A 26,061-nucleotide genomic window follows, 5' to 3' on the forward strand; every position below is an offset into this window, starting at 1 on the left:
ATCGATGCAGAACAGGAGTCGCTGGAGAACGTGGCCGATCCGCTGTCCGCCGAGGGCGCGGAATAGGGGCAGGCCTCCGACGGTGGAGGTATTCCAGTCCTGAGATAATGCGTGCTGCGAGGCTCCTTGGATGGGGCCTCGCTTCGCTTTGTTACCGCCCTACCCTTTGCGGGTTGAAGGCGGCGCATTGTCCGGTCCCCGATAGCAGCGCTCCGACCATTGGCGCTTGTGACACACCGCCGGATCGCCAAGAGATCTCGCGGCTCCGCGCCGGGAATCTTCACGGATGCCGACTTTTCTCGTCTGCGGTCGAAGTTTTTGGGCTCCCGGCGGGTGCGCCCGAAAAACTCGCGAGATAGGAATTGAGGATTTCCGCCAATGCGACACCCTGCGCTGGCCCCGCCCCCCGGGGGCCGACCGCCACACGAGAAAGCCCCCCGCCGCGTAGGACGAGGAGCTCCGAGGGCGATTTAGCTATTGGAGCTGATCAGGTGTTGCCGTTGACCACGACGATCAGGTTGCCATCGCTATCGATGAATGCGGTTTCGACGTCATCGGCGGTGTAGTCGGTGCCGTCGAACACGCCGTCCGGAAGCTGGCTGTAATCGGCGTCCACGTCGGACCCGGTCGCGTTCTTCAGAGCCGCGGAACCATTCTCGGCGCCTTCGCCCTGCAGGTCGGATAGCGCGACGATCTCCACCTCGCCATCGGTTCCGACCTGATAATCGGCGAACTGATCGGTGGAGGCGGCACCGTTCGCCTTCAGCCCCGCGATTAGCTGACCGTAGGTCTTGATCGACCCGCCTTGGTCCATGGCTGCGGACGCACCGGTATCTGCCGAAGCGCCCATATCCGCGCTTGCGCTGGCATCGGTGCCTGCACCCTCCGCAGCACCCGAAACTCCACTGTTCATTTCGGTCGAGGCGCCGGCCGCGGCGCCAGCCGCATCTGTGTTATTCTGGGCCAGGGCCGCGACGGGAGCAGCGGTGGCGAGCAGACCGACGAGGACGATCGATTTGAGGCTATAGGTCATAGTGATCTCCTTCCATTTTTACACCGACCAGGAGCCGGCAGGGAGACAACACGATGCCGTAAGGGCAGTTCCCCGGGTTGGTAGGGCTCGGAAGAACCCTGCCCAAACCTCGATTATCGTGAGCGCGATCACGCCGAACGGAGAACGAAATTTCGATTGATAATTGTAACCACGGGGCGCGTGCGCGCGATCGCTTGATCTGGGATGCAAAAGACGAGCAGCACGGCAAAGCACGCGTCATTCAAAGACGAACCAATAGCAAGAAGACTATTTGTCTTGCGCTTTTACGACGCTGATTGCCCCATTTCGTTCGATGTAGGCGACTTCGACCTCAGCTGGGCCACGAAGCCCTTTGAGGCGTAACTGTTCGGTGAGGTCTCGCTCTCCGAGACGGCTTTTTTCGGCGGCCTCCCAATCTACAACACCATTACTGATCAGCCGGACTGGTCGCCCCTTTATAATGTAGGAGAGGAATTCAGAGCGTGGCGCGAGTGCAGCAAGAACGGAGTGAAGCGCTATCAAAAGTGCGGTGGCCACCAGCGTGGGAAGCAGCGGCGCGTTACCTGTCAAAGCCCGGCTAAGTCCCGATCCCATAATCACGGACAAAACGACGTCGAATGCAGAGAGACGGGCAAAAGAACGCCTTGGCGCGATCCTATAAATGAACACAGCGTAAATGAAGATGATGGCCGCACGAATACCCATCTGCCACCAGCTGATATGCGCGCCATTCTCCCCGATCAGATAGTGAAACGTCTCCATGGTTTCCTCGCTCTAAGGGTAGCCGAAACCGCCGTGAGGCCTCGCTCTCTCATCGATCCGATCGTGGCCTCGTTCACGCGAGAGGATTGCCGCCATGTCAAAAAAAAGTCGCGTCGACGGGTCAAAACACGGGGCCGACTTAGCTCGATCTCTCCTCAGCCTGAACGCACTGTTCTTGACGATGGCGGCATCTCCCGAGGGCCATCTCCGTGTGGAGTTACATCTTCTCTTTGATGCCTTTCCGGATCAGCCACCAGTTCACTGGATAGGAGGTAATGAAGCCGAAAATCATCGCGATCTGCATCATGAACCAGAATTCAACGCTGTTCACTTCCAGCTTCACGCCGAGAATGCTTGCAAAGATCCAGAAATGCGCAATTGCCATGAAGCCATACATCCCGATCTGCCACGCTGACAGAGAGAGGACGTCTGCTTTGATTGCTTGAACGATGCCCTCTTTCACGGAGAGATTTCTCATCGGTTTGATCGTGAAATACTGGAAGGCCACCCCGATCACGAGCGCGAAGATATAGTCTACAATCCACGCGGCGAAAATCTTCTCGGCAAAGAGTTCTTTCCAGCCAAACCAAGTCGCGATGACCGGCACGAAGAACAGCAACCACTCCGCGATGATGTCTCCGAGGGTGCACCCACTGCCACAGTGAGACGCGCCCTTTGCCACCATCATGGGAAATGGAGTGTATTTTTTGTTTGGCGGGGTCTCATCGTTCTCCATCGCAGCATGCATTTTGCTGTGCGCCCCGAGCTTGCCGTAGGTGAAGTAGGCCCAGAGAGCGATCACCGAGGCAAAGAGAGCCACGACAGGCCAGACCACATTCATGATCCACATGTGCTGGGGGTCTTTCGACTCGTCCCACGCAATGACAATTGCGGAAATCGCGCCAACAGTAAGAGAGATTAGCGATAGGATGTGCAGCCAGTCGGGTATCATGGACGAACTCCTGAAATGCTTAGGGTGACTTCAGGTCGAAACGGTCGAGTTTACGCGAGGTTCCGGCTGTCTGTCACTGCGTCCGCTTCGCTGGCTTCGTCAATTCACCCGCTCTGAGCTCCAGGCCGCCGCAGCATGCGAAGTTGGTTGGCCGCTTCCTTCCGACACTGTCGGCGTATAAGTGCCGCCATGCCCATCCTGGCTTCCTAAGATGCGAAATGCCGCGCGGCGCCGACGATGACCGCTTTCGGAATGCGGCACTGCGGCGCCGTGAGCTCGGACGAAGGTCCGGAATGGGCCGATCAATGCAGCCGCATCAACTCGTGGCTAGGCACGGTGAGCTCGCGCGCGATCCAGTCGGTCGTAATGCAATTTGATGCGAAGAAGGGCGGCTTCGGATCTTACCAGGGCAAAGGCGTCGGCGGCTCGAGCCCGACAGTCTCGATTCCTTGGGGTGATATCCCAGCGCGCCCGTTCATGGGAATCTCAGCGGGTGACCAAGAGAACATCGAGGCGGCAATCGTGGAGTGGCTAAAACTCTGAAGCGCCTTATACTGGCGTGATATATCGCCGAAGGCTTCCCCTTTTCTCTTCCCTGTGTGAAATTCCCATAAAGTTTGTTTTCTGGGAGAATTTCATGTCAGCCTTGCAACCCATTCCGCTCAGCTTCTATTTGAAACTGGAGGAAGGGAAAAACGCAGATCTTGAGGTCGTTTCACGTGCTTCGATTGAGCTGATCGGTGCCCTTCGAGACTTCATCGAATTTGCTGAACCAGATGCTCAGCTGAAAATGACGATCCAACAAGGTGACGAGGGAAGCCTCAACCTGAAAACGTTTGTGCATTTTTTCAGCGGCAGGAGCGAGGAAGATAGAAAAAGGCGAGAACTCGTCCTGGGGAACATGATCAAGGGAGCATCCTTCTTCCTCCTCGAGCTCACAGCGAGTCACTACGGCGAAAAGGTCCTCGATCAGCTGGACGCCTACGTCACGCAGTGGTTCCAGGAGGATCCCGAAACCGCGACGATGCCCGAAGACGACAAAGCCGCGTTGAAAAAAGAAGTCACAGATGCCTTGCGAGGAGCCATCGACAATCAGACAGCAGCTCCGCACATCCGGAAATTCTACAGTGAGGTGAAACGTGATCCCAGCATTGCTGGCGTTGCGCTTATGGCTGGTCATCAGGACGAGGAACCAGAGACGATCATCCCACGTGAGCAGTTCTCCGGTCGTTCTTCTGAACCCGAACCTGCTGAGGAAAAGAAGCCCAGGACTCGCACCGAAAGGCAGCCGCTATTGCTGCTCCAACCCAGGCTACACGCCGACAAGAAAGCTTGGCGCTTCTCGGTGGGCGGCATGGAGTTCGCAGCTAAGATCGAAGATGAGAATTTCGTTTCGGACATGCTGTCTGGGAAACTGCCCGTGCCAGCAGTTGAGGGCGTCTATTTTGACGCTGATTTGACCATCACAGAGGAGTTCGAAGGAGGGGCATGGGTCGTGAAGAACAGGAAGGTCACGAAGGTCCATGATGTGATCGCACGACCTGAACAGAAAGACCTACTTGGCTCGGTCGATCAACAGAATGATGGAAGCGACAGCGATTACAGCGATCGCGACGAGTAGAGATACTTTCGATCCGCTAGCGAGCCAGACGACATTGAGCGCCAGAACGGTTGCAGCCGCAATGGCCCATCCCTTTGCCTTCTGTTTCATCTGGACACGCATAGCATTCGCTTCTCTCTCGAAATTCACGATCATTCAATGCCCGGAATCTTTAACGCTATGTTGATTCGATCCAAGGAAATTGCACAGGGATCAGCGACAAATCGCTTTCCTGAAGAGCTCAAGGGGCGCCTCCAGATCGCTAGGAGGCGGATAAGACACTGGAAATCAGTGCTTAGTGGCACTGGTTTCGAGATCTTCCATTGCCTGCTCTAGCCAGCCATCGGGCAATTTCCCGCGGTTCTCTGCGATCAACGAATTCACGAGCTCGGCTGCCCAATTTCCGTTGCCGATTTGGTGGCCAACCGCTCGATACTCCATAAATTCCGGCATGAGCCCCTCCGCAACACACGACGGTTCATCGACGACAGGTTCCACTCGCCTCGCAACATAGGCCGCTGCCCAAGAGAAGGATTCATCCTCTCCATCAAGACGCATCGCGATGAATAGTCCGCCGTTCATGGAAAATTTATTGGCCCTGATCTCTTCTACGAAATCGGGGGCCAATCCGACATCTTCGGAACCTGAAAATAAGCCGATTCTGTCGATGGTGAGCTTAAACTCAGTTTTCATGGCGTCTCTCCACCCTTTAGGTGCGGAGCTATAGCCCTACTGAGATCATGCCGCCAGCGACGAAATCTCACCCTTGACCGCGTCCCGGCCTCTGGCGCACCACCGAACAAATCCGCACTCTACGCCACTAGAGCGCCCAATCGAGTTCTAACGAGCAAATTCTCAACGAAAGCAATGCCCCACTGGCTTCCTGAACGTCTTCGCCCGGCTCACCGGGAAACGCTGCCCTCGTTCTTTTCGCGGCTCGCGGCATCGAAAGGGGTGAGCGCCAAAAACCTCGCCTTGGATATGGGCGTTTCGTTGAAACGCTTGGTGACGCAAGATCCAGAAGCCTTGGAGCAGTTGCGCATTTGGAGCAGGCTCACGGACACGGAATTTGCCGATCTCCTTTCATGGACAGGCGTCGGCGCAGGAGACATTCAACAAGAGTTCCGCGGCGAGCTTGTCGGATCACGCTCTCTACGCAATCCGGCGGTCCGGGGGTGTCCGTTGTGTCTCGCGGAGGATGCGGCAGCCGGTGACAGATCACCTTTCGAGGCAATGGTCATGCGTGGCGATTGGCAGTTCAAGGAAACCGTCCGCTGCGTTCGGCACGGAGCCGATCTGGTGCCCCTGTGGCGGGCCAATTCACCGTCAGTCCGATACGACATCGGCTTAAGGCTCCAAGAAATCTTACCAGCGCTCCTCGCAGGAGATTTCTTTCAGCCGAGGAGCAAGGCAACGGAATATGATCATTGGCTCGATGCACGTCTTGAGAACGGAACCGACGCCACTTGGCTGGCCAGACATTCACTCTATGCAGCGACCACCATGTGCCGCCTTCTCGGGGCCTGTTTGCAAAGGCTTCCCGGACAAGCGGAACAAGATCCGCACCAACTTGGTTTCGACGCACTACGAAATGGCGAGAGAAGCTTTCAGGATACTCTCAATCAACTCGCAGATCACTGCGACAGCACCCAATTTGGCCCAAGCAAAACCTTTGGTTCTCTTCACGAGAAGCTTAGCCGTAACTACGCGAAAGATCCCCAATTCGCTGAGTTCCGCCAGTGTCTCCGCGACTGCATTCTTGAAAATTGGCCCGTGGGAAGCGGCGAATTGGTATTGGGAGAAGCGCTCGCAGAACGCCGTCTCCATTCGGTGACGAGCGTGTCGGTGCAGACCGGTGTAGGTCCCGCTGTCGTCGAAGCGCTATTAATCGAGGCCGGGGCAGTCATGGCCGATGATCCCAGGCCACGAGCCCGCAAGACTTTCGATGCAAAAGGACATGCTGGGCTCGTCGCCATAATCCCTCAACTGGTTGGGCCGATGAAGATGCGGAAAGCGATGGGTGCGACCCGCTCGGAGTTCCGGGCTTTGGTGGAGCTCCGGGAGCTGTCACCTGTTACGCGGATCGCCGGTTTCAAGACGCCTTGGCTCGCATCCGAGGGTATACGTTTTGTCGAGGGTCTCCGCCAGAAAGGCGGCCCTATCCCCAACGGAGAGCGAGGCTGGAGCACCATCCAATTGGCCAGCACCCATACCGGAATTCCTGTGAGCCAGATCCTCGCTGGCATTCGGAGCGAAGCTCTTGGTGTCGGACTTCGCGATGGAGAACTTGGCTATCATGGCATCTGCGTCTCGCGGAACGAGATAAAGGCCATGAAAGATCAGGTTCAGGGAACTACTAGAATGTGGCAGGACGGCTCGATCTCGATCGCAGCCTTCGGCCGATCAATTGGCATTCGGGATCACGGCACCTTCACACGTTTCGCTGAGGCCGGGCACTGCCCTGCGCATCTGGTGCGCAACCCACACACCGGGCAAAACCAATTGCGGATGACCGAAGCCGAAATTGCACTTTTTCATGAGAGATTCGTCACACCAAACACGATCGCCACAGAAACCGGCTTGCATAGGAATACCATCTGGGCGCTTTTGAAAGACCATGACATCGCACCCTTCAGCGCAGGTGGCCATGAATTTGGGCGCATCTACCTTCGCAAAGAGATGGTCGCGATCCTGCCCGATGGGGCTGTCACGTATCCGAGGCGCTAGTGCGCTTAGAAGGCGCGAATGAGAGGCCGGCGCCCGTTCAGCTCTTCCCCCAAGAATCTTTCCTTCCAGATCAATGCGTTAATCTGATTTCGTCGCGCAAAACGAAACACCTCTTGACAGGAGATGCGCAAGAAATTCCAATTTTTCGCAAGCTTATGCTTCATTGGCAGGAGAAAGTTTCTTGGCGATCCCTGAAGGACTCGAACCCTCAACCTGCTGATTAGAAGTCAGCTGCTCTATCCAGTTGAGCTAAGGGACCGCGTGGCCCCTAAATGCGCGATCGGGGCGCGCGGCGCAAGTTCAGATCGCGCGCATCAGGAAGACGGAATTCGGATCGGGCTGGTAGCCGACATAGGGCCCGCATTCCGTAAAGCCCGCGCGCAGGTAAAGCTGGCGCGCCGGGGCGAAGGAGTCCTGCGATCCGGTCTCGAGATAGAGGCGCGCCATGCCCTCGGCGCGGGCGGCTTCGACCAACTGCTCGAGCATCCGCTGCGCCAGCCCCTGCCCGCGCATTTCGGAAAGGATGTGCATCGACTTGATCTCGCCCTCATCGGGCGCGATGCGCTTCAGCGCCCCCATGCCGACCGGGCGTCCCGCCTGCCGCATAACGAAAAACGAGATGCCGGGAGCGGCGAGCGCATCGGGCGGCAGCATGTGGATCGACTCCGGCGGCGTATCGGCGTGCATCGCCGCCGCGTGGCGGGCGTGAAGCTCTGCGAGATCGCCCCCCAGCGGGGTCTCGCGCGCGATTTCGATCGTGTCTTGCATTGGGCGTCCTCATTCGTATCGGCGGCAGATTAGGCATGGCGCGCGCCGGCCTCCAGCGCGAAAACGCATCAGTTGCGAATGACTTTGCAGAAGCCGCCCCCACCGCGGATTTTCTCGCAGGTCGCCAGCGCCTCCTTGCGCGAACCCGCCGGGACCTGCGCGGTGTATTGCGCGCGTCGTCCGAAGCCCGGCATGACCGCACGTACGAAGCGCAGCTTGGCGTCGCCGATAACCCCGGAGTGGCGCGCGGCAGCCTTTTTCCCGAAAGTCTCGGCCGATCTCTGGGTGCGCCCGGCGGCCACGATGACGCCCCAGGGCGGGACCGGATCGCGGAATTCGCGGATCGCCTGACCCTCCGCCAATGTGGTGCAGGCGACGAGGAAAGGCGTATCGCCATCGAGCCTGTAATCCACCCTATCTGGCGGCGTGTCGCGCCAGTCTTCTGCCGAGTGGCCGGTGATCGCGCGGACATAGGCCCGGGTTTCGCCCGCGAGGCCGCCGGTCTTCGCAATGAAGCCCGCCGCGCGATCCTCGCCGCCGTTATAGCCGATCGCTGCGAGGCCGGGATTGCCGAAGCGTCTGGCCATCTCGCCGAGGTAACGCGCCGAGGCCTCGATCGCTTCCGCCGGGTTGAACGGGTCGGCAAGCGCGCGCAGCCGCGCCGTGCCCGGCATGAATTGCGCGATACCCTGCGCGCCCGCCGGGCTGATCGCCGCCGGATCGAACCGGCTTTCGCGCCACAAAAGCCGCGCGAAGTAGCCCGGATCGAGCCCAGCCTCGTCGGCCGCGCTTTGAATGAGCCTGCAGGTGTCGGCGAAATAATCCGTCAGTCCGATACATCGCCGCCCGTCCGCGGTGCAGCGCAGATCGGGCGCGGGCGGACCGATCATCGCCCGCGCCGGTTGCGCGTTCGGCGTCCCCGCGAGGGCACAGAGGATCAGGGCGGAAAGGACGGCTCGCATTGCGGAAAATTACCGGGATTCCCGGCGTGGGGCCAGCGCGAGTTCAAGGACGAAGTCACCAGACATCGTGCGGCTGCATGGACGAATGGGCTGGCTTCAAGCAGCTTTCGCTCAGCCCCAGTCGCGCAGCCCTAGTCGCGCAGCACCCCGGCGGCGGTCAGCGCGTGGCGGTCAGGCCGCCAGATATCGGCATGCGGTGTGGCGAAGGCCCGCGCGGCGAAGCGCGCCGTCACGCCACGCTCGCGCAGGAAAGCGCGGTCGATCTCCTCCTCTTTTCCGATGTCGATCGGCAACGGGTAAGCTTCCAGGCTGTAGCCGTGAAAACCCAGCTCCCCTTCGGGGCCAAGATCGCGATGCGCGCCTGCCATGAAAATCAGCGTGCAGGCCGAGTAGCATCGCTTCGTCACTCGCGTCTTCAGCCCCCGCCTCATCACGCGCTGCGCCAGCGCGCGGGCGGCAAAGACGTGCCCACCGGCGCTGTCGAGATCGATCGCCGAGACGCCCTGCGTCGGGGTCGCCTCGAACCGAGCCAGAAGATCGTAGCTGATATCGCCGGTGAGATAGACGATGCCGTTTCGCACCTCCAGCGGCATCGGCCCGGCATGAGCGATCGGCGCCAAGGCCATCGTTTGCCGCGCCGATTGGTCGAGCGCATGCGTCGCGCTCACCACCGCGACGGCCCCGATCGCCACACGCGCGGCGAACAGCACATCGCCCCGTGCCCGCGCATCGACCCAATGCGAGACGCTGCGCCACGCCCCCACCACCTGCCATACCGCCAGCGCGATGTCCGCGAGGATGAGCATTGAGAAGAGCGGCATTGGCACCGGCGGCGACACGACCTGCCAAAGCCGAGCCACGGCGAACCGCCCGCCGATCAGCACGACTATAAGCGCGATCCACGGCGGGTACGCGCCGCGCCAATATGCGCCGATGCCCCAGAGCGGGGCTGGTTGCGATGTCCGGGTGGCTCGGGCCATTCACGCGGTCCTTTCGAGCACTATCAAGCGTCAGTGTAGCACGACCGAGCCGAAAACCGGGAATCCGCCTCGCCGACCGGGCTGCGAGGCAGACCGAAGGTGGACCTTCTGCGACGACGGGAGCCTCTGTTATACTTATCGGATCGGGAGGTTTCTTCGCATGATCACGCTGACGATCAATGGGCGACATATCGACGTCGAGGACGGCACCAGCTTGCTGGAGGGGGCGAAGACAGCCGGCATCCACATCCCGACCTTGTGCCATTATCCCGGCCTGCCCGCCCATGCCGTGTGCCGCATGTGCCTCGTGGAGATCGAGGGCACGCAGAACCCGCAACCGGCCTGTCGCACTCTGGCGAAGGATGGGGACGTGGTGACGACGGACAGCGAAGCGCTGACTGCCTTTCGGAAAGCCGATGCGGAATGGCTGCTCGCGCGGCATCCGAACGACTGCATGCGCTGCGAAGTGAACGGGGCGTGCCAGCTCCAGCGTCTCGTCCATGAGAACCAGTGGGAAGAGCGTTGGCCGAAGACGCCGGCCGGGGCCGTCACCGCGTCGGAAGAACTTTCCTGCGATCACACCTCCCCCAGCATCTGGCGGGACTTGTCGAAATGTATCGAATGCGGGCTTTGCGCGGAGGTCTGCGGCGACAGCGTGCAGAACCAGAACGTGATCGGCTTCGCCAATCGGGGCTTCGACCGGCGCCCCGTCACCGTCTTCGACGTGCCGCTGTCGCAGACCAACTGCATTTCCTGCGGCCAGTGCACACTTGTCTGCCCGGTTGGCGCGCTGATCGGGGCCCCGCATTGGCACGAGGTGCTGCGCACGCTCGATGCCCATCGGCGGGTCTCCGTGGTTCAGGTCGCCCCGGCGACCCGCATCGCCATCAGCGAAGAATTCGGGCTGGAGTCGGGAACTGTCAGCACGGGGCGCCTGATCAATGCGCTGCGGCTCTTGGGGTTCGATTATGTGTTCGACACGAATTTCGCCGCCGATCTCACGATCATGGAGGAAGGCACTGAACTGCTGTCGCGCCTCGAGGCGGGCACGGATTTGCCGCTGTTCACCTCCTGCTGTCCGGGCTGGGTGAACTGGGTCGAGTTGAACCGGCCCGATCTTCTGCCGCATCTGAGCACGACCAAATCGCCACAGCAGATGCATGGCGCGATCGCCAAACGGGGCCGCTTCGCGCGGTCTCTGGGCCCTGATTTCGCAGACGGCAAGGCCGAACCCTACGTGGTGAGCGTGATGCCCTGCACCGCCAAGAAGGACGAGGCTCAGCGGCCCGGCGTCTCGGGCGACGTGGATCATGTGCTCACCACCCGAGAGCTGGCGCGGATGATCCGGTCGCGCGGGATCCCGTTCGGGGCGCTCTCCGAGGACGGGCAATTCGACAGCCCGCTGGGCGAGAGCACCGGGGCCGCCCAGATATTCGGCGCCTCGGGCGGCGTCATGGAGGCGATGGTCCGCACGGCTGCGCATTTCAATGGGGTCGAGCACGATCTGCCGCTGGAATGGGAGGCATTGCGCGGTGTGCGCGAGGGCGTGAAGACCGCGACCATTCCCGGCGTCGGCACGGTGGCCGTGTGCAACGGGATCGCGTCCGCCCAGCGCATGCTAGAGGATGAGACGTGGCGCGAGGACTATGTCGCGATCGAGGTCATGGCCTGCGTCGGTGGCTGCCTCGGCGGCGGCGGCGAGCCGAAATCCATGGACCCGCAAATTCTGCAAAAACGCGCCAAGGCGATCTACAGCGTCGATGCAAAGGCACCGCGCCGCCGTTCCTATGAGAATGCGGATGTGCAGGCGCTCTATGCCTCGGAACTGGGCGCGCCGAACTCCCCGACCGCGCACCATCTGCTCCACACCCATTACGCCCCCAGACATTCCAAGCGCTCGTTGCTGATGCGCTTTCTGGATTGCGTGGACCGGCGCGACGGTGCGGCGGCTGCAAAGCTGTTTCATCCCGACGGGATCTGGTCGACTGCCTCTCCCTTCGGCGTGCTGACCGGCGCGGACGAGATCGCGGGGCTCATCGACGCGAAGCTTCCGCCGAACCTGCGCGGCGCGAAATATGCGCGCCACCAGATGGAGCGCTCCTCGGATATCGACGATCTCACGGTCCTCGCCCCCGACGGGAGCCGCAGCCGCTTCGATCTGGAGCTGAGCACCGTGGAGGAGGACGGATATTCGCAGATGGCGATCAAGACCCTCACGCGCACGGTCCTTTGATGCGGTGATGTGCAAGCATTGCCCGCAGCGGCCGACGACAGATCGCGAATTGATCAACTCGCCGACCCCACGCGCGTTTCTTCTTCCCTTCTTGTTCTAGAGCAAAGCCATAGCGGGCGACGGGGTTCATCCTTTGCGACGTATCACACCTGCCCTCCCTGCGGGACGAGAAACCGGAACGGATTCATCATGCCGAGTCAGAGCCGCGACGAGATCGAACACGTATTGTCCAGCGCGAAAAGCCGCCGATCTTGGCGGCTCTGGGCCCTCGGCGCGGGGGCCCTCGTGATCGCGGTCGGCGCTTGGGTCTGGTTGGCGCCGTCCCGCGACAGCACCGGCACGAGCTACATCACGCAGGCCGTCACCCGGGGCGATTTGACCGTCACGGTCACCGCGACCGGCACGGTGCAGCCCACGACGGAAGTCGAGGTCTCCTCGGAGCTGTCGGGTACGCTGGCAAGCATCGACGTCGACTATAACGACGAGGTCAAAGTGGGTCAGGTCCTCGCGCGGCTCGACGATACGAAATTCAAGGCGCAGGTCGCCAATGCCGAGGCCGCGCTTGCGGCCGCCAAGGCGCAGCTCGCACAGGCCGAAGCCACCCAGAAGGAAGCGACGGCACTCTACGAGACACAGGCGGAACTGGACCGGCGCGGCGTCTCGACACATAGCACCTTCGTCACCTATATCGCGCAGCGCGATCGCGCGGTGGCGGCCGTTCAGGCCGCGAAAGCGTCGCTGACTTTGGCCGAGGCGAACCTTGCTTTGGAGAAGGACGATCTGGAGAAATCGGTCATCCGGTCCCCGATCAACGGCGTCGTTCTGGACCGCAATGTCTCGGCCGGTCAGATCGTGGCCGCCTCGCTATCCGCGCCCACCTTGTTCACGCTCGCCGAAGACCTACGCCGCATGCAGTTACTCGTCGATATCGACGAGGCGGATATCGGTCAGGTCGCGGTCGGCAATGACGCGACATTCACCGTCGACGCCTATTCCGGTCGCTCTTTCCCGGCGACGATCACGCAGGTGCGCTACGCCCCCGAGACCACCGACGATGTCGTGACCTACAAGGGTGTGCTGGCGGTCGACAATGCCGACCTGCTGTTGCGCCCCGGCATGACCGCGACGGCGACGATCACCGTGGACGAGGCCAAGGACGCGCTCCTGATCCCGAATGCGGCGCTGCGCTATGCGCCCCCGCAACAGGTCGAAGACGCAGGCAATGGCGCGAGCGGGCTCATCGGCCTCGTGATACCGAGCCGACCGGGTTCGGAGAGCGGTACCGCGAGCGGGAAATCCGTCTGGGTTCTTCGCGAGGGCACCCCTGTCGAGGTTGCGGTCACGCCGGGGGCGACGAATGGCAAGTTCACGATCGTCACCGAAGGCGACCTGGTCGTCGGCGATCAGGTCATCACCGATCAGCGGGACACGTCGCGATGAGTGAGCCGCTCCTCGAGCTGCGCGGAATCGAGCGCCACTACGGCCACGGGGAGACCCTCCTGCGTGCCCTCGACGGCGTCGATCTTCGCGTCGAACCGGGGGAATTCCTTGCAATCATGGGCCCCTCGGGGTCGGGAAAGTCGACCGCAATGAATATCATCGGCTGCCTCGACCGGCCGACCGCGGGGAATTACCTGTTCAACGGCGTCGAGGTCGCGACCCTGAACCGCGATCAACGGGCCCTGCTGCGCAGGCATTACCTCGGCTTCGTCTTTCAGGGCTACAACCTTCTGCCGCGCACCACCGCGCTGGAGAACGTCGAGCTTCCGCTGATCTACAAAGGGATGCGGAAGGCCGAACGCGTGGCGCGCGCCCAGCTGGCTCTGGCACGCGTCGGGCTTGATGGGCGCGAGGATCACACGCCGTCGCAGCTCTCGGGTGGTCAGCAGCAACGGGTCGCGATCGCGCGGGCGCTTGCGGGAGAACCGATGGTTATGCTCGCCGACGAGCCCACGGGCAATCTCGACACCAAACGCAGCGTCGAGATCATGGACCTGATGCAGGATCTCAACCGCGAGTCCGGCCTGACCATCGTCATGGTCACGCATGAGGAGGATATGGCCGCCTACGCTTCGCGCCTCGTCGTCTTCACCGACGGCCGGGTCGTGCGCGACGAGAAGATGCGCGAGGGGGCCCTGTGATGCTCTGGGAAACCATCCGGCTCGCACTCACCGCGATCACCCGAAACGCGCTTCGCTCCTTTCTCACCGTGCTGGGCGTCGTGATCGGGGTGGCGGCCGTCATCGCGATGATGACCGTCGGGCAAGGTTCCTCGGAACAGGTCTCGGCGAATGTCGCCGCGCTCGGCACCAATGTTCTCGTCCTGCGATCCGGTGCGCGGATGATGGGGCCCGGATCGCGCGAGGCCGCCCCGCCCTTCAAGCTGTCGGACGCCGAGGCGCTGAAAGACCTGAGCAGCCTCTCCGCCGTCGCGCCGGTCGTCTCGACCGCGGCCACGGCCGTGTTCGGCAATAGCAACCGCATGACGTCGATCACCGGGACGACCTCCGCCTATCTCGATATCGGTGGCTGGTCCCTCGCACTCGGGCGCAGCTTCACCCCGGCCGAGGATCGCAGCGGCGCCAATCTTTGCATCATCGGCGAGACCGTGCGGACGACCCTGTTCGGCGCGACCGATCCGACCGGCGAGAAGGTCCGCATCAAGTCGATTTCCTGCGAGGTGATCGGCTTGCTGAAGACGAAAGGCGCAGGCTCGTTCGGGCAGGATCAGGACGATCTCGTCATCATGCCCATCCGAACGGTGCAAAGACGGCTGATGGGCAGTCAGGACGTTTCCACGATCTCGGTTCAGGTCGCGCCGAACGTGTCGATGGCCCGGGCGACCTCCGACATTGAGACCCTGATGCGCGAGCGGCGTCGCATCGCCATCGGCGAAGAGGACGATTTCTCGGTCTTCGACATGGCCGAGCTGAGTTCGATGCTCAATTCGGTCAACTCGGTGCTCACCGGCCTGCTCTCCTCCGTCGCGGCGGTCAGCTTGCTGGTGGGCGGCATCGGCATCATGAACATCATCCTCGTCTCGGTGACCGAGCGCACCCGCGAGATCGGCATCCGCCTCTCGGTCGGAGCGCAGGCGCATCAGGTGCTGATGCAGTTTCTGGTCGAGGCCGTGGTGCTCTCGGTTCTGGGCGGGATCATCGGCATCCTCTTCGGCCTCGGCCTCGCCTATGTCGCGTCGCGGATCATGGCGATCCCCTTCTCGCCACGCCCGGATATCATTCTTCTCGCCTTCGGCTTCTCGGCGGTAGTGGGAATGGTCTTCGGCTACTTCCCGGCGCGACGCGCGGCACGGCTCGACCCGATCGATGCGCTTCATTACCAGTAGAGGCGGTGGCCGGGTGGCCCCTGAAACGCAAAACGGCGCTGCCACCGCAACGCCGTTCTCGTCATTCGTTGGTGAGGACCTGGACCCTCAATGCGTCCAGTTCGCGCGGCGGTCGGTGGCGAAGTTCTCGCCGTAGCCGCGAGCGCGGACATTCGGGGCGCGCTTATGCGGCTCGGTCACGACGTAATCGATGCCCTTTTCCTTGGCATAGGCTTCCGCCGCTTCGCGTGTCTCGAAGCGCAGCCGTACCTGCGCCTGCGTGTCGTTCGAGCTGGTCCAGCCCATCAGCGGGTCGATTTCGCGAGCGTCGGCAGCGACGTAGTCGAGATACCAGAACCGCGTCTTCGCGTTGCCCGATTGCATGGCGTTGCGGGCGGGTTGGTAGATGCGCGCGCGCATGGGCAAACTCCTCTGCGATACCTCTGGCTTTTCTTAGTGCATCTGCAACAAATCGCAAGCCCCGGAGCGCAATGGCGACGGATGCGCGGCGATTATGCAGGGTGCAGCGGGAAGGAAGGAAGACCGTCCGCCGCTGGTGCCCGGGCATCCGCTTTGCACGAAGAATGTGGCGGACCTGCGGACCGACCGGAGGGCAAGCTCAGGGTGACGCGCGGCTCGGCGGTCGGACACGCCCCAAGAGGCAAAAGACGCTCCCCCGGACCGTCGCGACCCCAGGCCGAACTCCGCCACAAGCCTCTGTTAAATATGGACAATCCGACAGCACGCATTAAGCTTTCCGCATCCTCCCTCGCAAACCCTTGAATGCGAACGAAAAGAGGACAAATCTGGGGAGCAAGCAAAAGGTCTGCCCGATGCCCCACAACAATACCAATCTGCCCACCGAACGCCCCGATGTGCTTACCCGCCCCAAGCTGGAAGGCGGCAAGCGGTTCGTGATGCACACTCAGTACGCTCCGGCCGGCGACCAGCCCACAGCGATTGCAGAGCTGTCTTCCGGGGTCGAGGCGATGGAGCGCGATCAGGTGCTGCTCGGGGCGACCGGGACCGGCAAGACCTTCACCATGGCAAAGGTGATCGAGGAGACTCAGCGGCCCGCGATCATCCTCGCGCCCAACAAGACCCTGGCCGCGCAGCTCTACGGCGAGTTCAAGAGCTTCTTCCCCGAAAACTCGGTGGAATATTTCGTCTCATATTACGACTACTACCAGCCCGAAGCCTACGTGCCGCGCTCGGACACCTATATCGAGAAGGAATCGCAGATCAACGAGCAGATCGACCGGATGCGCCACTCGGCCACCCGGGCGCTTCTGGAACGTGACGACGTGATCATAGTGGCCTCGGTCTCGTGCATCTACGGCATCGGCTCGGTCGAGACCTATTCGGCGATGACCCAGGATATCAAGACCGGCGACCTGATCGAGCAGCGCAAGTTCATCAACGAGCTGGTGGCGCAACAGTACAAACGCCTCGACGCGGCATTCCAGCGCGGCGCGTTCCGGGTGAAGGGCGACACGGTCGATCTGTGGCCCGCCCACTTGGAGGACCGCGCCTGGCGGTTCTCCTTCTTCGGCGAAGAGCTGGAGGCGATCACGGAGTTCGACCCGCTGACGGGCGCGAAGACCGACAGTTTCGACCAGATCCGCATCTACGCGAACAGCCACTACGTCACACCACGCCCGACCCTGCAGCAAGCGGCCAAGGGCATCCGCAAGGAGCTGGCGCTCCGGCTGAAGCAGCTGGAAGAGGAAGGCAAGCTGCTGGAGGCGCAGCGCCTCGAACAGCGCACGAATTTCGACCTGGAGATGCTGGAGGCGACCGGCGTCTGCAACGGGATCGAGAACTATTCGCGCTACCTCACGGGTCGCGCACCCGGTGAGCCGCCGCCCACCCTATTCGAATTCATCCCCGACAACGCGATCGTCTTCGCCGATGAGAGCCACGTCACCGTGCCCCAGATCGGCGGCATGTATCGCGGGGACTATCGGCGCAAGTTCACGCTGGCAGAACACGGCTTCCGCCTGCCGTCTTGCATGGATAACCGCCCCCTCAAGTTCGAGGAATGGGATGCGATGCGCCCGCAGTCGGTCTTCGTCTCGGCGACGCCCGCTGCATGGGAGCTGGAACAGACCGGTGGCGTCTTCACCGAACAGGTCATTCGCCCCACGGGCCTCCTCGACCCGGTCGTGGAGATCCGCCCGGTCGAGACGCAGGTGGACGACGTGCTCGATGAAATCCGCACTGTCGCGGCGCGCGGCTATCGCACGCTGGTCACCACGCTGACCAAACGCATGGCCGAGGATCTGACCGAATACCTGCACGAGCAGGGCGTTCGCGTGCGCTACATGCACTCCGACATCGACACGATCGAGCGGATCGAGATTCTGCGCGACCTGCGCTTGGGCGCGTTCGACGTGCTGATCGGGATCAACCTGCTGCGCGAGGGTCTGGACATTCCCGAATGCGGGCTGGTCGCGATCCTCGATGCCGACAAGGAGGGCTTCCTGCGCTCGGAAACCTCGCTGATCCAGACCATCGGCCGCGCCGCGCGGAACTCCGAGGGGCGGGTCATCATGTATGCTGACAGGATCACCGGCTCGATGCAGCGCGCGATGGACGAGACCGACCGCCGCCGCGCCAAGCAGATCGCCTATAACGAGGAACACGGCATCACGCCCGAGACGATCAAGAAGAATGTCGATGACGTTCTGGCGGGCCTCTATCAGGGCGACACCGACATGTCGCGCGTGACCGCCAAGGTCGATGCGGTGAAGCCGGGGGCCAACCTTCAGGCTCATCTGGACGACATGCGTGCGAAGATGCGCAAGGCCGCCGAAGATCTGGAATTCGAGGAAGCCGCCCGCCTGCGCGACGAGGTGAAACGTCTCGAAGCGGTGGACCTCGCCGTCCACGACGACCCGCTCGCACGACAGTCCGCAGTGGAAGCGGCAAGCGAGGCTGCGGTCAAGGCGACGGGCCGGTCTACTGCGGGTCGCCCGGGCCAGCGCGGGGGTGTGAAGCGGCGGAAGGGTCGGTGAGGCTTGTCCGGCGTCTCTCGCTGAGCCTCTGGCTCGGTGCGCTCGCCCTGCCCGCGCACGCCCAGATACTAACCTGCGCCGCACCGCCATTCGACGATCCCCCCGAGGTCGCAACCATCGTCGATCAGCTGCGTCCCGCTCTCGACCGCTGGCCAAGCCTGCATGTTGCGCTCTTTCGAGACGCTAGAGAGCTGTGTGTTGCCGACACGCTGCACGATGCGCGGGGATATTTCGAGCCGCGCTCCTCCCGGCTCGTGATCGCCACCGATATGGCACCCGCCTTGCAAAAGGCAGTTCTGATTCACGAATTGCGCCATCTGGAGCAGAAATTCCACGGCTCCTGCCCCGAGCCGAACCTGTCGATGAAGGAAAACGCCCGCGCGATCTTCGCGATGGAGGCCGATGCCACCACCTACAGTCTCGCTGTCGCCTGGGATTTGCGCAAAGCCGGGATGCCCGACACCTGGAACGCGCTGGCGACCTGGCCAATGCAGGCCGATATCGCGACCGCGTTCGAGGCCGAAATGGGCCGCTCGGGCGATCTCATCAGCGCGGCCAGCGCCGCGTTCACCCAATGGTACGCGAAAGACGGACGACGCGAGCTATACTACCTCGCGTCGTGCAGCGATTATCTCGAGTCCCGCGACCGGGACCACAGAATGCTCAGCTATGATCGACTTTCCAGCGGCTTCTTCAACGCGCTTTGTCGGCTTCCCGATGGCGAAGCCTACCCTTGCGCAGAATCCGGAGGATGAGGGTCAGCCGCCGCTGACCGTCAAGCCCAGCAGCCGCCATTGCTGCATCCCGCCGCGGTAGTAATAGATCTTTTCCGCCGGGAAGCCGGCTTCGATCATCCGGCGCGCGGCTGTCGGCGACTGGCCGCACCACGGACCGTTGCAGTAAAGCGCGACCGATTTCACGTCCGGACCATCGCAGATGAAGCCCTCGAAATCGGGCTGACAGCCAAGCTCGCCCAGACGATCGGGGGCTTCCATATAGGGAATATTGATCGCACCGGGGATCGCACCGCCCTCAAAATCGCGGGTCACACGTCCGTCGACGACCACCACGTTGGGATCCTTGAGAAACTCCATCATCTCCAGTTCACCCACCGGGGTCACACCCGGCGCCGGGATCATCGGCTGGATGCAGAAATTCGGACAGGGGCGCGAGGTCTTTGCCCACTCGCCTTCCAGCTTGTTCTCGTTATCCTGAATCCGCTTGATCTCGACCGGCCCCTTGGCAGTCTCCACGGTCACGGACATAACGTCCGGGCGAATATTCACCGGCTCGGCGAAAGCGGGCGCGGTCAGAACAGGCGCGGCAACAAGCAGCGCGGCAAGAAACATGAAACGCATGATAACCTCCCTTTTTCGTGATCTTAACATAAATCCCGGCCTTGTCGCCGGACGTGCGGATCTTTAGCTCAACGAAATGAGAGCGATTTTGATCCTCGGTGCGGCGGTCTGGGCGGAGGGCGCCCCGTCCCCCACTTTGCTACGGCGCACGCGGCACGCGGCTGCGCTATGGCACGCGGGCGCGGCGGAGCGGGTGATCTGCTGCGGGGGTGTCGGGCGGTATCCACCGAGCGAGGCGGAAGTGATGGCCCGGATATTGCGCGCGGAAAGTGTGGATTCTGAGGCGATCTTTCTCGAAGATCGCTCGACCAGCACTTACGAGAATATCGGCTTCGCGCAGGCGCATCTGGATGGCGACGAGGTAACCATCGTCACCGATCCCTACCACGCACCGCGCGCGGTGATGATCGCGCGCCGGATCGGGCTGCGGGCACGCGCGGATTGCCCCACGCACCGCGCAAGCGCGAAGGCCCGCGCCCGCGAAGGCTTCGCCTACCTGAAGCTGGGATGGTGGATGGCGCGGGGCGGGCCTTTGCCCTGACCCGCGCCGCATGCGTCAGTCGAGGATCATCTTGCCGATGATCAGCACGATCACCGCCCCGACAAGCGCGATGGCGATTATCGCAAGCAGGCCGCCCGCCGCAAGCACCGCTCCGCCCAGAAGGGCCACGATGAACGGGGTGATGAGGGCGCCGACGACGCCGATCGCCAGATAGGCGGCTTTGTGACGTCCGCCCGAGGCGACGCTCGCGATCCAGCCCGCCAGAAGACCTGCGAGCACGAGAAGGATCAGGCCGACCGTGCCGATTGCTTGCAGAACGCTTTCCATGATTTCACTCCGATATGTCTTTTCACATCAACGCGAGGCGCGTTCTGAAGTTCCCTCTTCGCGCGCCTATTTCGGCAGCGCAGCGCCCCCTGCGCGCCAGTCAGAAATCGGCGGAAACTTCGTACATCACCGGCTCGAAATTGCGGCAGAGCGTGTAGATGACCCGGTTGCGCTCGATCATCTCGGGGCTGCGCAGCATCGCCTGATAGTCGCCGCGCTCGTGCCATTTGGAATAGGTCGCGATCCGCGTGCGCGCGTCGTTCATATGCAGCCCCGCGCCGATGAAACCGGGCGCTTTCGAGATCACCTCGGCATAGGCGGCTTGCAGCTTCTCCATCAATTCGTCGGCTGTGGCGGGCGTCATCTCGAAGGTGCAGATCACGGTCTGCCCTTTGAAATCGCTGGTAATCTCGGTCATGGGCGGTCCTCCTCCGGGTTATGCTCGCACAGAAGCGCGCAGAAATCACCGCTCTTTTGTTCTCCCGTATCAGAGCGGCAGAAGCGCTAGCGCCGGGATCGCTACGATCAGCGCGATCCGGATCAGATCGGCGCAGACGAACCAGCTGACCGCGCCCCAGCTCGCGCGGCCCGGCCCCTGCCCTTCGATGGCGGAAATGACGAAGAGGTTCATGCCCACGGGCGGCGTGATCAGCCCGACCTCGACCACGATCAGCACCAGCACCCCGAACCAGATCGCGAGTGCCTGCGGGTCGAGGCCGAAATCGAGCCCCGCGACGATCGGCCAGAAGGTCGGCACAGTCAGCAGGATCATCGAGAGGCTGTCCATGAAGCAACCGAGGACGAGATAAAGAACCAGCATCGCGATCAGCACAGCCCACGGAGACACCCCCGCGCCGGTGATCATCTGCGCGAGTTCCTGCGGGAAGCGCGCGAAGCCGAGGAACCCGTTATAGACCGCCGCGCCAAGGATGATGAAGAACACCATCCCGGTCGTCTGCGCGGTCTCCAAAAGGGCGCGCACCAGCCCGCCTCCGCGCAAGCCCCCCGAGGCCCAGGCGGCGATCCCAGTCAGCGCCGCGCCGATGGCCGCACCTTCGGTGGGCGAGACGATGCCGCCATAGATGCCACCCACGACGAGCGCGAAGATCGCGATCACTGGCCAGATTCCAATCAGCGCCCGCACACGTTGGGCCCAATTGAGCGCAGCGCGCGGAGCGCCGGCGGCGTCAGGATGCCGGATCAGGTAGGCGCGCGTCGCGATCACGTAGCCCAGAACCGCCAGCAACCCCGGCAGCACGGCGGCGGCGAAGAGCGTCGCGATGTTCTGCTCGGTGAGGATCGCGAAGATCACCAGTACGATCGAGGGCGGGATCAGGATGCCGAGCGTGCCGCCCGCCGCGAGCGTCGCGGTGGCGAGCGCGCTCGAATAGCCCGCCGCCCGCATCTCGGGCAGTGCCACACGCCCCATCGTCGCCGCCGTCGCGAGCGAGGAGCCGCAGATCGCACCAAAGCCCGCGCAGGCTGCGATCGCTGACATCGCCAGCCCGCCCCGCCGGTGCCCGATCAGCGCGTCCGCGGCGCGAAACAGCGCCCGGCTCATCCCGCCCTGGGTCGCGAATTGCCCCATCAGCAGGAACATCGGGATCACAGACAGCTCGTAATGGGCGAATGTCGAAAACCCCTCGTTCTTCATCTTGGCGAGCCATATCTGCGGGCTTCCGGTCAGCGCCCAGAGCCCGCCTGCGCCCAAGATCAGCATGGCCAGCCCGATCGGCGCGCGCAGGGCGATCATCAGCAGCAATAGTGGAAAAGAGGTCAATGCGAGGGCGAAATCACTCATGGTATCCCCCGCCAGCCGCAAGCCGCCAGCCGTTCCACGTGGCCACCACGGCTGAGCCCCATGCGCCGGGCAAGCAGGCCGCATAGCCCCACCAGAGCGGCAGCCCCAGCAGGAAGGTCGTGGTGCCCGAGCGCATCTTCGCCCCCATACCCAATCCGATCCGCCACGCGATCACAGCGAACAACACCGCCGCCACCAACTGCCAGAACAGGTCAAGCCAGCGCGCCGAACGGCCACGCAGGATCTCGACCCGCGCATGGGCGTGGCGCAGTTGCACCAAGGGGATCATAGCGTAGACGATGGCAGGCAGGCTCAGTTCGACGATCTCGAAACCTGCCTTGAACGGGCCTATCCCAACGCCCCCGGGGAGCCAACCGCCTTGCGCGCCCTTCAAGCCGAGCGCGCCGAGGCTGGAGAGACAGGTCATCACGACCAGCGCCAATAGCACCAGCCCGCCGAGCAGCGCGAGCCCCTGCGCCGCCCTCTCGATCGCGCCGCGAGCCATGATCAGAACAAGTGTTTCTCGATCAGGGCGCGCGCGGTTTCCAGTAGCTCATCGCCCGGCACGCCGTTCTCTTTCATCTCGGCGACCCATGCGTCGATCACGGGCTGCGAGGCGTCTCTCCACATAGGTGTATCCTCGGCCGGGATCGTGATGATCTCGTTGCCCAGATCCATCGCGGCCTGACGCGAGGGGATATCCTCGGCCTGCTGCAAACGGCCCGCCTGCGCCGAGAAGTCGGCGCCGGAGACGCTGTCGATCGCGGCTTGCAGTTCGGGATCAAGCGCGGCGTAGCGCTCCTTGTTCATCGCGAGGATGAAGCTCGCGGTGTAGATCGACGGCCCGGCGAATTGCGTGTGATGGTGGACCAGCTCGCCGATATGCAGCGAGGCGGACACCTCCCAGGGCAAAAGCGCCCCATCGATCGTCCCGCGGGAAAGCGCCTCGGGCACAGAAGGCACCGGCATCCCGACTGCCGTCGCGCCGAAATGCTCCAGCAGCTTCGTCGTCACCCGCGAAGGCCCGCGCAGTTTCAGCCCCTCGAAATCGGGAATGTTCCGCACCGCCTTGTTCGCGTGGATAACGCCCGGCCCGTGCACCCAGGTGCCCAGAAGATGGAAGTCGCGAAAATCCGTGTCGACCATCTTCGCTTGCGCCAATTCCCACAGCGCTGCGGAGGCCGCCTCGGCCTCGGCGACCATGAAGGGCAGCTCCATCACCTCGGTGCGCGGGAACCGTCCCGGCGTGTAGCCCGGCAGTGTCCAGACGATATCGACCACCCCATCAGTGACCTGATCGACGAGATCGGTCGGTTTCCCGCCCAACTGCATGGAGGGGTAGTGCTGGATGCGAACCCGGCCCTGCGTCGCCTCCTCGACCGCCTTGATCCACGGTGTGAGGATATGGGCGGGCACGAAGCTGGTCAGCGGCAGGAACTGGTGGAGTCGCAGAGTGACCTCCGGCTCGTCGGCCAACACGGGCGGCGCGGCCAGAGCGGCGGCGCCTGCGGCAAGGGCGAAACTCTCACGGCGGGTGAATCTCTGGCTCATGCGGGGCTCCCTCTCACGCAGTCCAGAGCGGATTTACCCGGCGGATGCCCCGACGTCCAGTTTTGCTTTTCCCGAGAGGACGGGATCTGTCATGCGGCGCGCGATCCGGTGCCCCGCTCGGGCGGATCCCTCCTCTTTCTGCAAAAGAAAAACCCGCGCCAAGCGCGGGCTTTTCCTGTCCCCGGAGCGTCAGGCCCTACCCCGTATCTCCGGAAATGAAAGAGGCCGGAACGCTAACGTCCGGCCTCTTCCAATTCGGTGTTAACCGAAATTAGTTGTTCGAGGCTGCGACAGCAACGCCGATCAGCAGCAGAACCGGGATGATGATGCCGGCGTTCGAGGACGACGACTGCTCAACCACGACGGGCTCGGGCTCGACGACCGGAGCGGTGTAGCCACCGGCGAAAGCGGTCGAACCGGTGAGGCCGAGGGCCAGGGCGATGGTAGCGATCTTTTTCATAGTAATCTCCGTCATTACCGTAGGGAGCCGCCGGGTTTTCTGGCAGCTTCCCGGCGAGACTTACACAGCTTCCCGGGATTGCAAAGAGTGAATTACACGGCCCATTCACGCAGAGGCGAAGACTGTTGCACTTTGGCACGTTTATTGCATGAAATGCCCACAATTCGTGTCTAACGCGGCACATGGCACCATTCTGCGCTTCTTGAGCGGCGCGGATTCTGAGAAGAATTACCAGAACTTGCCGGGAAATGGCTTGCATCTTCGCCGCCCGGGAATCAAGGCATCGACATAGCACAGGCAAGGACGAGAATATGAAAATCGCGATGATCGGCACGGGCTATGTTGGCCTTGTTTCGGGGGTCTGTTTCTCGGATTTCGGCCATGAGGTCGTTTGCGTCGACAAGAACCCCGCGAAGATCGAAATGCTCGAGGGCGGCCGCGTGCCGATCTACGAGCCGGGCCTCGACGATTTGATGGTGAAGAACGTCGAAGGCGGGCGTCTTTCCTTCACCACCGACCTGAAGAAAGCCGTTGCAGGCGCCGATGCGGTCTTCATCGCGGTGGGCACGCCGACGCGGCGCGGCGATGGCCATGCGGACCTGACCTATGTGATGGCCGCCGCCGAGGAGATCGCCAATGCGATGACCGGCTATGCGGTGATCGTGACGAAATCGACCGTGCCGGTGGGCACCAACCGTCAGGTCGCGGAGGTCGTGCGCAAGACCCGTCCCGACATCGAGTTCGACGTCGCCTCGAACCCCGAATTCCTGCGCGAAGGCGCGGCGATAGACGATTTCATGCGTCCCGACCGGGTCGTCGTCGGCACCACCTCCGAGAAGGCCGAGGCTGTGATGGGTGAGATCTACCGCCCGCTCTTCCTGCGCGAATTCCCGATCCTCTATACCGACCTGGAAACCGCCGAGATGATCAAATACGCGGCCAACGCGTTTCTCGCGACGAAGATCACCTTCATCAACGAGATCGCGCGGCTCTGCGAGAAGACCGGCGCCGATATCAAGCAGGTCTCGCGCGGCATGGGTCTCGACGGCCGGATCGGCAACAAGTTCCTCCATGCGGGCCCGGGCTATGGCGGCTCGTGTTTCCCGAAGGACACGGCGGCGCTCGCGCGGATCGGTCAGGACTACTCCTGCCCGATGGAGATCGTCGAAACCGTCATCAAGGTGAATGACGACATCAAGCGGCGGATGATCGAGAAAGTCGTCGATCTCTGCGGCGGCTCGGTCAATGGCAAGACGATCGCGGTCTATGGCGTGACCTTCAAGCCGAACACCGACGACATGCGCGAGGCCCCTGCCCTGACCATCGTGCCCGCACTGGTGGGCGGCGGGGCGAAGGTTCGTGTGGTCGACCCGCAGGGCAAGCGCGAGGGCGAAGCGCTGCTGCCGGGCGTGTCCTGGATGGATGATGCCTATGCGGCGGCAGAGAAGGCCGATTGCGTGGTGATCCTGACCGAGTGGAACGAGTTCCGCGCGCTCGACCTGCAGAAGATCGCGACGACGATGGAGACCGCGCGCATGGCCGACCTGCGCAACATCTACTCCGAGAAGGACGTCAGGAAGGCGGGCTTCGCGGATTACGTCGCGGTCGGGCGGTAAGGAAGCGGCCACGCCGGGATCGGACCCGGGGAGGGGGCTCTGCCCCCGCCCTTCGGCCCCCCCGGGATATTTCTCCCAAGAGGAAGG

The 26,061-nt window shown here is 62.5% G+C and carries 26 protein-coding genes and 1 tRNA gene; 11 read left to right on the forward strand and 16 right to left on the reverse strand.

The features are described 5' to 3' along the window. Positions 1-487: 487 nt before the first annotated feature. The 3 genes from B6V76_RS08540 to B6V76_RS08550 all read right to left on the reverse strand — a co-directional run bounded on the left by B6V76_RS08540 (position 488) and on the right by B6V76_RS08550 (position 2,747). Entirely contained in the window at positions 488-1,033 is a 546-nt protein-coding gene (locus B6V76_RS08540) for a hypothetical protein (protein WP_088727207.1), read from the reverse strand. 267 nt (positions 1,034-1,300) lie between these two features. Beyond that, positions 1,301-1,795 (reverse strand): YetF domain-containing protein, encoded by a 495-nt coding sequence (locus B6V76_RS08545; protein ID WP_088727208.1) that lies wholly within the window; start codon positions 1,793-1,795, stop codon positions 1,301-1,303. Positions 1,796-2,012: 217 nt separating this feature from the next. Beyond that, positions 2,013-2,747: a DUF4396 domain-containing protein gene (locus tag B6V76_RS08550; RefSeq protein WP_088727209.1), complete on the reverse strand. Its 735-nt coding sequence runs from the start codon at positions 2,745-2,747 to the stop codon at positions 2,013-2,015. 237 nt (positions 2,748-2,984) lie between these two features. Between B6V76_RS08550 and B6V76_RS08555 the strand changes: the two genes are divergently transcribed. Further along, entirely contained in the window at positions 2,985-3,290 is a 306-nt protein-coding gene (locus tag B6V76_RS08555) for a hypothetical protein (protein ID WP_206184198.1), read from the forward strand. A gap of 94 nt (positions 3,291-3,384) precedes the next feature. Further along, on the forward strand, positions 3,385-4,368 hold the full coding sequence (locus B6V76_RS08560; RefSeq protein ID WP_088727210.1) for a hypothetical protein: 984 nt from the start codon (positions 3,385-3,387) through the stop codon (positions 4,366-4,368). A gap of 267 nt (positions 4,369-4,635) precedes the next feature. Here B6V76_RS08560 and B6V76_RS08565 read toward each other — a convergent pair whose 3' ends face one another. Continuing rightward, positions 4,636-5,040, reverse strand: coding sequence for a hypothetical protein (locus B6V76_RS08565; RefSeq protein WP_088727211.1), 405 nt, complete (start codon positions 5,038-5,040; stop codon positions 4,636-4,638). 174 nt (positions 5,041-5,214) lie between these two features. Between B6V76_RS08565 and B6V76_RS08570 the strand changes: the two genes are divergently transcribed. Further along, positions 5,215-7,074 (forward strand): TniQ family protein, encoded by a 1,860-nt coding sequence (locus B6V76_RS08570; RefSeq protein ID WP_088727212.1) that lies wholly within the window; start codon positions 5,215-5,217, stop codon positions 7,072-7,074. A gap of 182 nt (positions 7,075-7,256) precedes the next feature. On the opposite strand, the gene B6V76_RS08575 is transcribed toward B6V76_RS08570, so the two are convergent. The 4 genes from B6V76_RS08575 to B6V76_RS08590 all read right to left on the reverse strand — a co-directional run bounded on the left by B6V76_RS08575 (position 7,257) and on the right by B6V76_RS08590 (position 9,784). Next, positions 7,257-7,333: transfer RNA gene (locus B6V76_RS08575), tRNA-Arg, on the reverse strand. A gap of 41 nt (positions 7,334-7,374) precedes the next feature. After that, positions 7,375-7,842: a GNAT family N-acetyltransferase gene (locus B6V76_RS08580; RefSeq protein WP_075774298.1), complete on the reverse strand. Its 468-nt coding sequence runs from the start codon at positions 7,840-7,842 to the stop codon at positions 7,375-7,377. A 68-nt stretch (positions 7,843-7,910) separates the two neighbouring features. Further along, entirely contained in the window at positions 7,911-8,732 is an 822-nt protein-coding gene (locus tag B6V76_RS08585) for a lytic transglycosylase domain-containing protein (protein ID WP_088727452.1), read from the reverse strand. 203 nt (positions 8,733-8,935) lie between these two features. Further along, complete coding sequence (locus B6V76_RS08590; RefSeq protein WP_088727213.1) at positions 8,936-9,784, reverse strand: hypothetical protein; 849 nt, start codon at positions 9,782-9,784, stop codon at positions 8,936-8,938. Between the two features lie 160 nt (positions 9,785-9,944). Here B6V76_RS08590 and B6V76_RS08595 point away from each other — a divergent pair, with 160 nt between their 5' ends. From B6V76_RS08595 to B6V76_RS08610, 4 genes are all read left to right on the forward strand, one after another. After that, entirely contained in the window at positions 9,945-12,017 is a 2,073-nt protein-coding gene (locus tag B6V76_RS08595) for a [FeFe] hydrogenase, group A (protein WP_088727214.1), read from the forward strand. Between the two features lie 189 nt (positions 12,018-12,206). Beyond that, entirely contained in the window at positions 12,207-13,457 is a 1,251-nt protein-coding gene (locus B6V76_RS08600) for an efflux RND transporter periplasmic adaptor subunit (RefSeq protein ID WP_088727215.1), read from the forward strand. After that, the gene (locus B6V76_RS08605; RefSeq protein ID WP_088727216.1) at positions 13,454-14,158 is read left to right on the forward strand and encodes an ABC transporter ATP-binding protein; all 705 of its coding nucleotides are present in this window, start codon (positions 13,454-13,456) and stop codon (positions 14,156-14,158) included. The genes B6V76_RS08600 and B6V76_RS08605 overlap by 4 nt, the downstream gene beginning before the upstream one ends. Beyond that, positions 14,158-15,363: an ABC transporter permease gene (locus B6V76_RS08610; protein WP_088727217.1), complete on the forward strand. Its 1,206-nt coding sequence runs from the start codon at positions 14,158-14,160 to the stop codon at positions 15,361-15,363. Before B6V76_RS08605 ends, B6V76_RS08610 begins: the two co-directional genes overlap by 1 nt. Positions 15,364-15,450: 87 nt before the next feature. Here B6V76_RS08610 and B6V76_RS08615 read toward each other — a convergent pair whose 3' ends face one another. Next, positions 15,451-15,762, reverse strand: a complete 312-nt coding sequence (locus tag B6V76_RS08615) for an ETC complex I subunit (RefSeq protein WP_075774291.1) — start codon at positions 15,760-15,762, stop codon at positions 15,451-15,453. A 413-nt stretch (positions 15,763-16,175) separates the two neighbouring features. Here B6V76_RS08615 and uvrB point away from each other — a divergent pair, with 413 nt between their 5' ends. Both uvrB and B6V76_RS08625 read left to right on the forward strand, forming a co-directional pair. Continuing rightward, positions 16,176-18,359, forward strand: a complete 2,184-nt coding sequence (uvrB, locus tag B6V76_RS08620) for an excinuclease ABC subunit UvrB (RefSeq protein WP_088727218.1) — start codon at positions 16,176-16,178, stop codon at positions 18,357-18,359. Beyond that, positions 18,356-19,114: a DUF6782 family putative metallopeptidase gene (locus tag B6V76_RS08625; protein WP_088727219.1), complete on the forward strand. Its 759-nt coding sequence runs from the start codon at positions 18,356-18,358 to the stop codon at positions 19,112-19,114. Before uvrB ends, B6V76_RS08625 begins: the two co-directional genes overlap by 4 nt. Before the next feature lie 3 nt (positions 19,115-19,117). On the opposite strand, the gene B6V76_RS08630 is transcribed toward B6V76_RS08625, so the two are convergent. Then, positions 19,118-19,717: a rhodanese-like domain-containing protein gene (locus tag B6V76_RS08630; RefSeq protein WP_075774288.1), complete on the reverse strand. Its 600-nt coding sequence runs from the start codon at positions 19,715-19,717 to the stop codon at positions 19,118-19,120. Between the two features lie 76 nt (positions 19,718-19,793). Here B6V76_RS08630 and B6V76_RS08635 point away from each other — a divergent pair, with 76 nt between their 5' ends. Next, a complete protein-coding gene (locus B6V76_RS08635; RefSeq protein WP_088727220.1) occupies positions 19,794-20,258 on the forward strand; it encodes a YdcF family protein in 465 nt (154 codons plus the stop codon). A 15-nt stretch (positions 20,259-20,273) separates the two neighbouring features. Here the strand turns inward: B6V76_RS08635 and B6V76_RS08640 are convergent, their stop codons facing one another. The 6 genes from B6V76_RS08640 to B6V76_RS08665 all read right to left on the reverse strand — a co-directional run bounded on the left by B6V76_RS08640 (position 20,274) and on the right by B6V76_RS08665 (position 24,358). Continuing rightward, on the reverse strand, positions 20,274-20,546 hold the full coding sequence (locus B6V76_RS08640) for a GlsB/YeaQ/YmgE family stress response membrane protein (protein WP_088727221.1): 273 nt from the start codon (positions 20,544-20,546) through the stop codon (positions 20,274-20,276). 100 nt (positions 20,547-20,646) lie between these two features. Further along, positions 20,647-20,964: an antibiotic biosynthesis monooxygenase gene (locus tag B6V76_RS08645; RefSeq protein ID WP_075774285.1), complete on the reverse strand. Its 318-nt coding sequence runs from the start codon at positions 20,962-20,964 to the stop codon at positions 20,647-20,649. Between the two features lie 69 nt (positions 20,965-21,033). Then, on the reverse strand, positions 21,034-22,347 hold the full coding sequence (locus B6V76_RS08650; RefSeq protein WP_075774284.1) for a TRAP transporter large permease: 1,314 nt from the start codon (positions 22,345-22,347) through the stop codon (positions 21,034-21,036). Then, entirely contained in the window at positions 22,340-22,852 is a 513-nt protein-coding gene (locus B6V76_RS08655) for a TRAP transporter small permease (protein ID WP_075774283.1), read from the reverse strand. Before B6V76_RS08655 ends, B6V76_RS08650 begins: the two co-directional genes overlap by 8 nt. Before the next feature lie 2 nt (positions 22,853-22,854). Continuing rightward, a complete protein-coding gene (locus B6V76_RS08660) occupies positions 22,855-23,898 on the reverse strand; it encodes a TRAP transporter substrate-binding protein (protein WP_088727222.1) in 1,044 nt (347 codons plus the stop codon). A 271-nt stretch (positions 23,899-24,169) separates the two neighbouring features. Then, positions 24,170-24,358, reverse strand: coding sequence for a hypothetical protein (locus B6V76_RS08665; protein WP_206184199.1), 189 nt, complete (start codon positions 24,356-24,358; stop codon positions 24,170-24,172). A 311-nt stretch (positions 24,359-24,669) separates the two neighbouring features. Between B6V76_RS08665 and B6V76_RS08670 the strand changes: the two genes are divergently transcribed. Continuing rightward, positions 24,670-25,974 carry a UDP-glucose/GDP-mannose dehydrogenase family protein gene (locus B6V76_RS08670; RefSeq protein ID WP_075774281.1) on the forward strand — a complete coding sequence of 435 codons (1,305 nt, stop codon included), beginning with the start codon at positions 24,670-24,672 and terminating at the stop codon, positions 25,972-25,974. Positions 25,975-26,061 lie beyond the last annotated feature (87 nt).

The organism is Thioclava sp. IC9 (genome assembly GCF_002213225.1).
In the GTDB taxonomy this organism is placed as follows: Bacteria; Pseudomonadota; Alphaproteobacteria; order Rhodobacterales; family Rhodobacteraceae; genus Thioclava; species Thioclava nitratireducens.